The organism is Mycobacterium sp. M23085 (genome assembly GCF_045343915.1).
Classification (GTDB): domain Bacteria; phylum Actinomycetota; class Actinomycetes; order Mycobacteriales; family Mycobacteriaceae; genus Mycobacterium.
In genome coordinates this window covers 553,930-565,710 of sequence record NZ_CP174280.1, presented here as the reverse complement: position 1 = coordinate 565,710, position 11,781 = coordinate 553,930, and the positions used below count along the sequence as shown (strand labels likewise).

At 68.8% G+C, this 11,781-nt stretch carries 12 protein-coding genes; 10 read left to right on the top strand and 2 right to left on the bottom strand.

Annotated features, from left to right (window positions below):
* Window position 1: 1 nt before the first annotated feature.
* The gene (locus tag ACIUM1_RS02425; RefSeq protein WP_406815708.1) at window positions 2-166 is read right to left on the bottom strand and encodes a hypothetical protein; all 165 of its coding nucleotides are present in this window, start codon (window positions 164-166) and stop codon (window positions 2-4) included.
* A 275-nt stretch (window positions 167-441) separates the two neighbouring features.
* On the opposite strand from ACIUM1_RS02425, the gene ACIUM1_RS02420 reads away from it, so the two are divergent.
* Genes ACIUM1_RS02420 through fadD1 form a run of 9 tightly spaced genes read left to right on the top strand, consistent with a single transcriptional unit; the run spans window position 442 to window position 9,552 of the window.
* A complete protein-coding gene (locus ACIUM1_RS02420) occupies window positions 442-1,620 on the top strand; it encodes an acyl-CoA dehydrogenase family protein (RefSeq protein WP_406817497.1) in 1,179 nt (392 codons plus the stop codon).
* 23 nt (window positions 1,621-1,643) lie between these two features.
* Window positions 1,644-2,762 carry an acyl-CoA dehydrogenase family protein gene (locus ACIUM1_RS02415; RefSeq protein WP_406815707.1) on the top strand — a complete coding sequence of 373 codons (1,119 nt, stop codon included), beginning with the start codon at window positions 1,644-1,646 and terminating at the stop codon, window positions 2,760-2,762.
* Window positions 2,759-3,259 carry a MaoC family dehydratase gene (locus tag ACIUM1_RS02410; protein WP_406815706.1) on the top strand — a complete coding sequence of 167 codons (501 nt, stop codon included), beginning with the start codon at window positions 2,759-2,761 and terminating at the stop codon, window positions 3,257-3,259. The genes ACIUM1_RS02415 and ACIUM1_RS02410 overlap by 4 nt, the downstream gene beginning before the upstream one ends.
* Window positions 3,260-3,268: 9 nt before the next feature.
* Window positions 3,269-3,727 (top strand): MaoC family dehydratase, encoded by a 459-nt coding sequence (locus tag ACIUM1_RS02405; RefSeq protein ID WP_406815705.1) that lies wholly within the window; start codon window positions 3,269-3,271, stop codon window positions 3,725-3,727.
* Window positions 3,724-4,926, top strand: coding sequence for a thiolase family protein (locus ACIUM1_RS02400; RefSeq protein WP_406815704.1), 1,203 nt, complete (start codon window positions 3,724-3,726; stop codon window positions 4,924-4,926). Before ACIUM1_RS02405 ends, ACIUM1_RS02400 begins: the two co-directional genes overlap by 4 nt.
* 2 nt (window positions 4,927-4,928) lie before the next feature.
* On the top strand, window positions 4,929-5,330 hold the full coding sequence (locus ACIUM1_RS02395) for a Zn-ribbon domain-containing OB-fold protein (protein ID WP_406815703.1): 402 nt from the start codon (window positions 4,929-4,931) through the stop codon (window positions 5,328-5,330).
* Window positions 5,327-6,319 carry an alpha/beta hydrolase gene (locus ACIUM1_RS02390; protein WP_406815702.1) on the top strand — a complete coding sequence of 331 codons (993 nt, stop codon included), beginning with the start codon at window positions 5,327-5,329 and terminating at the stop codon, window positions 6,317-6,319. Before ACIUM1_RS02395 ends, ACIUM1_RS02390 begins: the two co-directional genes overlap by 4 nt.
* Window positions 6,316-7,911 carry a flavin-containing monooxygenase gene (locus tag ACIUM1_RS02385; protein ID WP_406815701.1) on the top strand — a complete coding sequence of 532 codons (1,596 nt, stop codon included), beginning with the start codon at window positions 6,316-6,318 and terminating at the stop codon, window positions 7,909-7,911. Before ACIUM1_RS02390 ends, ACIUM1_RS02385 begins: the two co-directional genes overlap by 4 nt.
* 24 nt (window positions 7,912-7,935) lie before the next feature.
* The gene (gene fadD1 / locus ACIUM1_RS02380; protein WP_406815700.1) at window positions 7,936-9,552 is read left to right on the top strand and encodes a fatty-acid--CoA ligase FadD1; all 1,617 of its coding nucleotides are present in this window, start codon (window positions 7,936-7,938) and stop codon (window positions 9,550-9,552) included.
* A gap of 17 nt (window positions 9,553-9,569) precedes the next feature.
* On the opposite strand, the gene ACIUM1_RS02375 is transcribed toward fadD1, so the two are convergent.
* Window positions 9,570-10,433 (bottom strand): DMT family transporter, encoded by an 864-nt coding sequence (locus tag ACIUM1_RS02375; RefSeq protein ID WP_406817496.1) that lies wholly within the window; start codon window positions 10,431-10,433, stop codon window positions 9,570-9,572.
* 239 nt (window positions 10,434-10,672) lie between these two features.
* Between ACIUM1_RS02375 and ACIUM1_RS02370 the strand changes: the two genes are divergently transcribed.
* Window positions 10,673-11,770, top strand: a complete 1,098-nt coding sequence (locus ACIUM1_RS02370) for a ferredoxin reductase (RefSeq protein ID WP_406815699.1) — start codon at window positions 10,673-10,675, stop codon at window positions 11,768-11,770.
* The last annotated feature ends 11 nt before the right edge of the window (window positions 11,771-11,781 follow it).

Genomic DNA, 11,781 nt, shown 5'->3' with positions numbered 1-11,781 from the left:
TTCAGGCGCCCTTGCGGGCCATCTGCTCGGCCGCGGCACGCATGCGGTCGGACAGCTGCAGCAGATCATGCTCGCGCACGCCCAACGGCAGGGTGTAGGCGAGTTGCCGCAATTCGACGGCGTAGTTGCGCAAATCGTCGCGCAGCCGCATCTCAACAGTGGGCATAACTTCTCCCTAGGGTCCCTCGGGCTGGGCAATGCCTGGTCCCCGTCGACCGGCCGATCAGAAAATCTTGGCAGCCCGTCCGTATAACCGCGAGAGGACCGACGCGTTTTAACGGGAGTTTGACAGCGTATTTACAGTTCGGGCGCCGGCTTGACGTCCGCGCCCCAGCCGCGGGCTCGATCACGAGGCAATCCGAAAATCCCTGCGCCATCCTGCCGTGGCGTTAGGCTGACCACGCTTGCTGAAAAGGCATGCGGAAAGGCACAGGCGCCGGAATGGATTTCGAACTCGACGCTGAGCAGCGCGCCTGGCTCACCGAGGTCCGTCAGTTTCTGCACGATAACGTGACCCCGGAATTGCGTGCCGAGCTCGCCGAGCACGACCTGGAGTTTCCCGACGGCGAGGTGGCAGGGTTTCGCCGGAAGATCGGGGCCAAGGGCTGGTTCGGGCTGAACTGGCCGCGCGAATACGGGGGACTGGGGCTCGGCGCTGTCCACCTGCATCTGCTGATGAGTGAATTCGAATATTGGGGTGTGCCCGGTCCGGACCTGACGGTGACGTCGGTGGCGCCGATGATCATGCGGCACGGCACCGAGCGCAACAAAACCGATTGGCTGCCGCTGATCGCCAGGGGCGAAATGATCTGCGCCGTCGGCTATTCCGAGCCCGAGGCGGGAACCGACCTGGCCGGCCTGCGGACCACGGCCACCCGCGACGGCGACGAGTGGGTGATCAACGGCACCAAGACCTGGAACAGCGGCGCCCAGCGGGCCACGCACGAATGGCTGTGCGTCCGTACCGATCCGGGCGGTGCCCGACATCGCGGCATTTCGGTCATCATCGTGCCGATCGACAGTCCGGGCGTCGACATCCGCCCGCTGTACGCGTGGTCGGGTTATCGCACCAACGAGGTGCACTTCCAGGATGTGCGGGTGCCCGTCACCAATCTGGTCGGCGAGGTCAACCGCGGCTGGACATACATCACCGGTGCGCTCGATCTCGAGCGGGGTGCGCTGACCAACGCCGGAGACCTGCGCCGCGCCGTCGATGAGTTGCACGAGCTGGCGCGGCGGCCGCGGCGCGACGGGACCGTGCCCGCCGACGATCCGTCGCTTCGCCGGCGGCTCGCGCAGGCCGAGGCCGACGTCGCGGTTGCCGTTCTGATGGGCTACGAGGCCGCCTCGATCCTGGATTCCGGTGTGATACCCAGCGTCGAGGTCAGCGTGGAGAAGGTGTTCACCAGCGAGCTGCGCCAGCGCATCGCCTCCCTGGCGCTGGACCTCCTCGGCCCCGACGGCCTGCTGGCCCATCGCGGCGAACAGGCCCCGCTGGCAGGCAGATTCGAGCGGCTCTTCCGGGCCGCCCCACTGATGCGCTTCGGCGGCGGGACCAACGAGGTGCTGCGCGACATCATCGCCCAGCGCGGCCACGGCATGCCCTCCTATGGGCGTTGACTGAAGAGCCACGCACTCCGCCGATGAAGACGATCCCCACCGCCGAACAGCGCGACTTCGCCGCGTCCTTGCGCGCGCTGCTGGCCGCCGAGAACCCGATCGGTATGGTGCGTGCCCTCGACGAACCCGGCGGGGACCGCCGCACGCCGGCATTGTGGAAGGCGCTGGCCGACGCGGGCGTCTTCGGCCTGGCCATCGCCGAGGAGTACGGCGGGGCCGGCGGCTCGCTCGACGACCTCGCCGTCTTCTACACCGAGGCCGGCCGCGCGCTGTGCCCGACGGCCGTGCACAGCAGCGTTCAGGCCGCGCTCGCCGTCGACCAGCTCGGCTCCCCGGACGCCAAGGCCCGCTGGCTGCCGCCGCTCGCGTCCGGCAGCGTGCGGGCCACCACCGCGCTGTGGAACGCCCGCGACGCCGCCCGCGTCGCCCCCGCGCTGCGGGCCGAGCCCGCCGCGCAACGGTGGCGGCTCAATGGCACCGCGGACTACGTCCTGGATGCCGACGTCGCCGACCTCCTCGTGGTGTCGGCCGCGGCGGACGGGCGCACCCTCGTGTTTGTTGTCGACGTCCGCGATGTCGGTGTCGAACGGCTCGACATGGCCGGTGGAGTCCGGGCGTTCATGTTGCGCTTCGACAACGTCGCCGCCGAGGCGGCGCTGCCCGGGGTGACCGCGCTGGCGCTGCGCCGGCTCGCCAACACCGCCGTGGCGCTGGGGTCACTCGACCTGGTGGGCGTCGGCCAGGCCGTGCTTGACCGCACCGTCGACTACACCAAGCTGCGGCATCAATTCGGCCGGCCCATCGCGTCGTTTCAGGCCGCCCAGCATCTGGTCGCCAACATGCACATCGCCCTGGCGGGGGCGCGCTTGGCCGCGCACGCGGCGGTGTTCTGGCTGGCGCGGGGCCGCGTCGCGACCAGGGAGACGGCCGTCGCGCGCATGCACGCGGCCACCGCTGCGCGGCTGATCACGCTGGACGCCCACCAATTGCACGGCGGCATGGGCTATGTCACCGAGACCGACCTGCACCTGTGGAGCGAACGCGCACGGCTTGGCTCGACTTTCGGCGGCGGGCCCGACGTCGCCGCTTCCTGGCTCGAGCAGAGCCTGCACGACGAGACAGCCGAAGGGGAGCGCCATTGAGTGAGGACAGTTTGATCGATGCGGAATCGGCCTCACGCGTGGGCACGGTCGCCGCGTCGGCGACCGGTGAGGTGAACCGGCGCGACTGGCAGCGCTGGGCCGCGGCGGTGGGTGACCACAACCCGCTCTATTTCGACCCGGATTACGCCAGGGCCAACGGATATCGCGACATCATCTGCCCTCCGTTGTTCCTGCAGTACGCGATCCTCGGCGTCGCGCCGCTGCAGTCGCTGCGTCCCGACGGATCGTCCGGCGCCGTCTCCGGCAGCCTGGCCTTTCCCCGGGCCCCCAAGCGGATGGCCGGCGGCGAAAGCTTCACGTTTCACCTGCCGGCCTATCACCGCGACGAGATCGACATGGTCCGCACCATCGCCTCGATCGTCGAAAAGCGGGGCCGTTCGGGCGCATTCGTTCTCGTCACCTGGCATACGGTGTATCGCAACCGGCATCGCGACCTGCTGGCCGAGGCGTCGACATCGATGATCGCCCGTCCCTAGGAGCGTGCCATGACCGACCCGCGGCTGCCCGATCAACCGTTTTTCGAAGACGTCGCCGTGGGCGAGCGCATTCCCACGCTGACCGTCACCGTCGACGAAACCCAGATGTTCTTCTTCAGCGCCGCCACCTACAACGGCCACCGGATCCACTACGACAAAGAGTGGGCCCGCGACACCGAAGGCTACGACAACGTCCTGGTGCACGGGCCGCTGCAGGCGGCGTTGTTGTCCCGCGCCCTCGGCGACTGGATCGGTGGGCGCGGCCGGCTGGTGTCGTTCTCGGTGCAGAACCGGGCCGTCGCCTATCCCGGCGAGTCGCTCAGCTTCGGCGGCGAGATCACCGGTAAACGACTGAGCGACACGGGAACCGGGCTGGTCGAGCTCGTCATCGCCGGGCGCCGCGACGACACGGTACTGATGCCGGGCACGGCGACGGTCGCGCTGCCGGTGCGGGGAGCCCAGCCGTGACCGGGCTGCGCGGCGAGGCGGCCATCGTCGGGATCGCGGAGTTGCCCGCCGAGCGGCGTCCGACCCGCGCGCCGCTGTTCACCCTCGACCAGTACGCGGCGCTGGCGAAGATGGCGATCGAGGACGCCGGGGTCGACCCCGGCTGTGTCAACGGCCTGCTGACCCACGGCATCGCCGAGTCGGCGATGTTCGCGCCGGCCACGCTGTGCGAATACCTGGGCCTGCCCCTCGATTTCGGTGAGCGCGTGGATCTCGGCGGAGCCACCGCCGCCGGAATGATCTGGCGGGCCGCGGCGGCCGTCGAACTCGGCATCTGTGCCGCGGCGCTCGCCGTGGTGCCCGGCTCCGCGTCGGTGCCCCAGTCGCAGCGGCGACCCGCACCGGGCCCGAATTGGCATGGGGCGTCGTCGAACAACTACGGCTCGCCGCAAGCCGAATTCGAGATTCCCTACGGCAACGTCGGCCAGAACGCGCCCTACGCACAGATCGCTCAGCGTTACGCGGCGGAGTTCGGGTACGACCCGGCCGCGGTCGCCAAGATCGCCGTTGACCAACGCACCAATGCGTGCGCGCATCCCGGCGCGGTGTTCCACGGCACCCCGATCACGGTGCATGACGTGCTGGAAAGCCCGATGATCGCCGACCCGATCCACATGCTGGAAACGGTGATGCGCGTGCACGGGGGAGCCGGAGTGCTGATCGCCGACGCCGACATCGCCCGCCGCGGGCGCCACCGCCCGGTGTGGATCAAGGGCTTCGGCGAACACATCGCCTTCAAGACCCCCACCTACGCCGAGGACCTGCTGTCCACCCCGATCGCACGCGCCGCCGACCGGGCGTTCGCGATGGCCGGGCTGGACCGGTCCGATGTCGATGTCGCGTCGATCTACGACTGCTACACCATCACCGTGCTGATGAGCCTGGAGGACGCCGGATTCTGTGCCAAAGGCGAAGGCATGTCGTGGGTGACCGGGCACGACCTGACCCACCGCGGTGACTTTCCGCTCAACACCGCCGGCGGCCAACTGTCCTTCGGTCAGGCCGGCATGGCCGGCGGCATGCACCATGTGGTCGACGGCGCTCGCCAGATCATGGGCCGGTCCGGCGACGCGCAGGTGCCCGACTGCCACACCGCATTCGTGACGGGCAACGGCGGCATCATGAGCGAACAGGTCGCACTGCTGCTGCGAGGGGACTAGCGATGAGCCACCCCGTGCCCGAGCCCACGCCCGTATCGCAGCCCTTCTGGGACGGCCTGGCGCAACACCGCATCCTTGTCCAGTATTCGCCGTCAGCGCAGCGCTACGTGTTCTATCCGCGCACGCTGGCACCGGGCACCCTGGCCGACGACCTGCAGTGGCGCGAAATCGACGGTGCCGGAACGCTATACACCTACACCATCGCGCGCCGGCCCACCGGCCCGCCCTGGAACGACGCGCTGCCGCAGCTGTTGGCGGTGGTGCAGTGGGACGCCGGACCGAAAGTCAGCACCGAGCTGGTCGACGTCGACCCGGGCGACATTCGGATCGGGATGCGGGTGCGGCCGGTGTTCTACGATCTGCCTGAAGAAGGCATCACCCTGCTGAAATATCGACCCGCATGACCTCGACGACGAGGTCGGAGGTGCACATGGACGACCCGCTCAACGGCGTAGTGCAGGCGATGCTGGAGGCGTTGAACGCCGGGTTCCCGCGCGTCGAGCAGATGACCGGACCGCAGGCGCGCGCCGCGGTGGCGCAGCGGCGCGTGCCGGTCAACAACCTCGACGACGTGCGCGGCGCCACCGACCGTGTGGTTCCGGGCCCCGACGGCGCCGTGCCGGTACGCATCTACGAGCCGCACGGTGAGCCGTCGACGGGCCGCGCCGCAATCGTGTTCTACCACGGCGGCGGATTCGTCTTCTGCGACATCGAATCTCACGATGGTTTCTGCCGGGCCCTGGCCCGCGGCGCCCAAGCCGTCGTAATCTCGGCCGACTACCGCCTGGCTCCCGAGCATCCGGCCCCGGCGGCCGCGCTCGACGCATTCGCGGTGTTCGCCTGGACCGTCGAGCACGCCGCCGAGCTGGGCATCGACCCCGCCCGCACCGCGGTCGCCGGTGACAGCGCCGGCGGCAACCTGGCCGCGGTCACCGCCATCCTCTGCCGCGACCGCGGCGTCACCCCACCCGCCGCGCAGCTGCTGATCTACCCGGCGCTCGATCCGACGTGCGACACCGACAGTTACCGTCGCTATGCCACCGGGCACTTCAACACCCGCGCCGCGATGCGGTGGTACTGGAGCCAATACCTGGGCACCCGAACGGGTTTCGACCCGCCCTATCTGGTCGCCCCCGCCCGCGCGGACACTCATGCGGGGCTGCCGCCGGCGGTGATCGTGACGGCGGGGCGCGATCCCCTGCACAGCGAGGGCTGCGACTATGCCCGCCGGTTGCGCGGTGCGGGAGTGCCCGTCGTGCACCGCGATTTCCCCGGGCTGTTCCATGGCTTCATGACGATCCAAGCGTTTCCACCGGCGGCGTCGGCGCAGCAACTGGTCTGCGCCGACCTGCGCGAGCTGCTGCATGCGGCGGACCGGGGCGCGGTGTCGTGACCGAGGTCAGTGACGTCATCGTCGTCGGCGCCGGGTTCGCCGGGCTGTACGCCGTGCACCGCGCCGTCTCGTCGGGACTGTCGGTCACCGCTCTCGAGGCCGCGCCCGACGTGGGCGGCACCTGGTACTGGAACCGCTATCCGGGCGCGCGCTGCGACGTCGAAAGTGTGGACTACTCATATTCTTTCGACGAAGAACTGCAACGGAGCTGGCAATGGACCGAACGGTTCGCCGCCCAACCGGAAATCCTGGCCTACCTGCGGCACGTCGCCGACCGCTTCGGCCTGCGGCGCCACTACCGATTCGGCGTCGACGTCATCGGCGCCGCCTTCGCTCAGGGGCGTTGGCAGGTCGAAACCGCGAACGGTGACAGCTATGCCGCACAGTTCCTGGTGTGCGCGACCGGCTGCCTGTCGGCGCTGAATCGGCCCAACATCCCTGGCGCCGAGGACTTCTCGGGCCAGGTGTATTTCACGGCCTCCTGGCCGCGCGACGACCCCGAGTTGCGCGGCAAGCGGGTGGGTCTGATCGGCACCGGATCATCGGGCATCCAGGTGGCCCCGATCATCGCTGCCGAAGCCGAAAGTCTGGTGGTGTTCCAGCGATCCGCCAATTACACCATCCCGATGCCCAACCGGCCGTGGTCCGTCGAGGAACAGCGGCTGATTCAGGAGCAGTATCCCGAGCGTCGCCGGGTGTCCGCGTACGCCGCGGCGGGCACGCCGCACGGCACCTATCACAAGAACGCCCTCGACACCGACGCTGCGGAGCGGTCCGAAGTTTTGTGGAGGCGATGGCGCGAGGGCGGCGTTTTGTTCGCCAAGACCTTTCCCGACCAGACCAGCGACTTGTCCGCCAACGACGTCGCCCGGACGTTCGCCGAGGAGCGGATCCGGGAGATCGTCACCGATCCCGTCGTCGCAACGGATCTCATCCCGGTCGATCATCCGATCGGGACCAAACGAATCTGCACCGACGACGGCTACTACGCCACCTTCAACCGCGCCAACGTCCGGCTGGTCAACCTGCGTCGCGAACCCATCGAAGCGATCACCGTCGACGGCGTTCGAACCAGCGAGACGACTTATCCCTGCGACGTGCTCGTCTTCGCCACCGGCTTCGACGCCATGACCGGAGCGTTGACCCGCGTCGACCCGAAAGGCCCTGGGGGAGAAGGACTGCGCGACATCTGGGCCGACGGCCCGGTGACCTTCCTGGGGTTGATGGTGCCGGGACTGCCGAACCTGTTCACCATCAGCGGGCCGGGCAGCCCCTCGGTGCTGGCCAACATGGTGCTGCACGCCGAGGTTCAGGTCGACTGGGTCATCGATCTGGTGTGCGCGGCGCGGCATCAAGGGGTCAGCGAGGTCGAACCACGCCGCGATGCGGCGCTCGCGTGGACCGAGCACGTGGCCGGCGCGGCCGAGCGGACGCTGTTCCCGAGGGCGGCCTCGTCGTGGTACCTGGGCGCCAACATCGAGGGCAAGAAACGGGTCTTCATGCCCTACATCGGCGGTTTCGGCACCTACCGGCGGCACTGCGACAAGGTGGCCGCGAACAATTACGCGGGGCTGGTGCTGACCACCCGATGACGCCGTCGAAGAGGAAGTGAACCCGTGCCCGAGACGGTTCAACAGCTGCTGCGGCAGCGTCGCGACGACGACACCCCGGCGCTCGCGCACGGCGATCGCACCTGGACCTGGCGCGAGCACCTCGCCGAGGCCGAGGCGGAGGCCGCGACGCTGATCGGCCTCGCGGATGCGGCGCGGCCGCTGCACGTCGGCGCGCTGCTGGGGAACTCGCCGGCCATGTTGCGGGCCATGGCCGCGGCCGCACTCGGCGGCTACGTGTTGTGCGGGATCAACACCACGCGGCGCGGCGCCGGGTTGCTGGCCGACATCCGGCGATCCGACTGCCAGCTGCTGCTCGTCGACCCCGAGCACCGAGGACTGCTGGATGGATTGGACCTCAACGGTATTCAGATAGTGGACGTGACCGGCGGGCGGTACGCCGAAGCCGTCGCCGCCGCGCCGCCGCTGGTCCCGGTTCGCGAGGTGGCGGCCGCCGACACCCTGATGATGATCTTCACCTCGGGCACCAGCGGCGACCCGAAGGTGGTTCGCTTCGCCCATGGCATGGCGATCATGTGCGGTGCCAGCCTGATCTATCAATACGACGTCACCGCCGACGACGTGTGCTACCTGTCGATGCCGCTCTTCCATTCCAACGGCGTCGCGGCCGGGTGGGCGGTCGCCATCGGCTGCGGGGCCACCATGGTGCCGGCCCGGTTTTCGCCGTCCCGCTTTCTCGACGATGTCCGCCGCTATCGGGTGACATACCTGAACTACGTCGGCAAGCCGCTGGCCTTGATCCTGTCCACTCCCGAACGTCCCGACGACGCCGAGAACACCCTGCGGGTGGCGTTCGGCAACGAGGCCACCGATCGCGATATCGCGGAATTCGCACGGCGTTTCGGCTGCCGGGTCATCGACAGCTTCGGCTCCAGTGAATTCGCGGTCATCGTGGTGCGTGAGGACGGCACCCCGCCCGGCTCCATCGGCAAGCCCTACCCGGGGGTGAGCATCTACAACTCGACGACGCTGCGGGAGTGCGATGTCGCGAAGTTCGACGCGCACGGGGCGCTGACCAACTTCGATGAGGCCGTCGGTGAGCTGGTCAACACCCAGGGCGCGGGGCCCTTCGCCGGCTATTACAACGACCCGGGCGCCACCGCCGAGCGGTTGCGGCACGGCATGTACTGGTCGGGCGATCTGGCCTATCGCGACGCGGAGGGCTGGATCTATCTCGCCGGCCGGACCACGGATTGGATGCGGGTGGACGGGGAGAACTTGGCGGCCGGCCCGATCGAGCGGATTTTGGCACGGCTGCCCGAAATCAGCCAGGTCGCCGTGTACGCGGTCCCCGATGACCGGGTGGGCGACCAGGTGATGGCCGCCCTGGTGCTGCGGCCGGGGGCAAGCCTGAGCCCGGACGATTTCGAGCAATTCCTCGCCACGCAGGCCGACCTGTCCCCGAAGGCGTGGCCTCGCCATGTGCGCATCAACGATGCGCTGCCCGCGACCGCGACGAACAAGATCCTCAAGCGAGCGCTGATCGCCGCGGGCGTCACCGCGCAAGGCGGTCTGTTGTGGACGCGGCCCACCCGTGGCACCAGTTATGCCCCGGCGGGAGAACCCGCCGACGGCCGTGCGGCATCGACGTTCGCGGGCTGATCAACGAGCGGGCCGCCTCAACCTGCTTCCTCGGTGACGGGCGCTTCGCCAAATCGCGCCAGCACCAGAGTTCCGGACACGGCGACGGCGAACCCCGCGATCACCAGCCAGCCGAGCCCGTCGCGCGCGGTGTCACCCAGCCACAGCACCCCGACCAACGCGGGCGCCAGCGTTTCGCCGACCACCATGCCCGCGACGGCCGTGGTCACCGATCCGCGATGCAGCGCGGAGGTGAGCAACAGGAATCCTGCCGCGCCCCCGGCGGCCGCCGCGTACAGGGCGGGGTTGGTGTAGAAGGAGCGTTTGGTGGGGTCGATCGCGTCGACCAGGCGCACCCCCACCTCGACGACGCCGAAGCCGCTCCCGGCGCCCAGCCCCAGTGCGAGGGCACGCCCGCGGTCGGGCAGCCGTCCCGCGGCGGCACCGCCGGCGAAGATCGCCGCCACCACGCCCAGCAGTGCCCAGCCGAGCCCGGCAGGCGCGTGCCGGAAGTGGCCCGGACCGGCGGCCAGCGCGAGGACGACCAGGCTGACGCAGACAACGCCGACGGCCGTCCACTCAGCCGGCGACAACCGCGCGGACAACACCCATGCCGCGACGACGCCGGTGACCGCGATCGAGGCGGCCAGCGCCGCCGCGACCACATAGATCGGCACCAGGCGCAGCGCGGCGACCTGCAGTAGGAACCCGGCGACGTCCAGGCCGACGCCGAGCAGATAGCGCCACTGCCGGACGGCTCGCAACAGCAACACCGCGTCGACACCCGAGCCGCTGCCCGCTTCCACCGATCGCGTCCCGGCCGCCTGCAGCACGGTCGCCGTCCCGTAACACACCGAGCAGCCCAGGGCGAGGAGGAAGCCGGTCAGCACATCCACCGACATTAGGCGTCGCGGCGGCGGCCGCTTTCCCCTGACCCGCCGAAACGGCAGAACAAACGTTTGGGCGACGCTCACCCGGGGCACCTCACAGGTGTCTGTCGCAACAGCCGAAAATCGAGTATCAGCGGTCAGTGAACGCCTCAATTATATTTGCGCGCCCATTGTGCATATTCCTAGCGTTGTGCAGCAACAAGATTCAAAATTGCGTTTAAAGTGGGTGCACAGTTGTGTACTCTAGCGACATGGCTGAACGCGGCGCTGAGCCCCGAGTCCCCCGGGGGCGTCGGTGGTTCCTGCGCGCCGTGCGGCGGCTGTTCAGCCCGCTCCAGCCCGATGACTACCTCGAGATGATCAACCCGTTGTGGACCACCAAGGAGTTGCGCGGGAAGGTCGAAGCGATCGAGGCGCAGGGCTCGGAAGCGGCCAGCGTTCTGATTCGCCCGGGTTACGAGTGGCCCGGCCACAAGCCCGGCCAGTACGTACGCCTCGGCGTGGTGATCGACGGTGTCTACCACTGGCGCGCCTACTCGCTCACTTCGGACCCCAGGCCCGAAGACGGGCTGATCAGCGTCACGCCGAAGCGGGTCGACGGCGGCGTCGTTTCGCCGTATCTGGTGCACAAGATCCAGCCGGGGGATCTGGTGCGGCTGGGCGAAATCGAAGGCGTTTTCACGCTGCCCGAGCCGGTGCCGGACAAGATGCTGTTCATCAGCGCCGGGAGTGGCATCACGCCGATCATCAGCATGCTGCGCGACCTGGACCATCGCGACGAACTGCGCGACGCGGTGGTCATTCATTCCGCGCGGACCCGCGAGCAGGCCATGTTCCTGCCCGCCCTGGAAGAGCTCAACGAACGCCACGAGGGAATGCGACTGGATCTGCGCCTCACCTCCGAGCGGGGGCGGCTGACACCCGAGGACCTCGATGAGGTGTGCCCGGACTGGCGGGAGCGCGAGGCGTTCTGTTCGGGTCCGGGCGAGATGCTCGACGCTCTGATCGAGCACTGGGAACAACACGGGGATTGCGAGCGCCTGCACTTCGAGCGGTTCCAACCCAAGATCGGCGGCGACGCCAACGCCGGCGAGGGGGGCACGGTCTGCTTCCTCGACAGCGACAAGAAAGTCGAATGTGACGGCGGCACATCAATACTCGAGGCGGGGGAGAAGGCCGGTCTCAACCTCGCGTTCGGCTGCCGGATCGGCATCTGCCACACCTGTGTAGGCACGCTGAAATCGGGCAAGCTGCGCGACCTGCGCTCGGGTGACGTGATCGAGCCGACGGAGCAAGACGTGCGGATCTGCATCAACACCGCCGAAGGCGACGTCGAACTCGAACTGTGATCGAAAGGAGC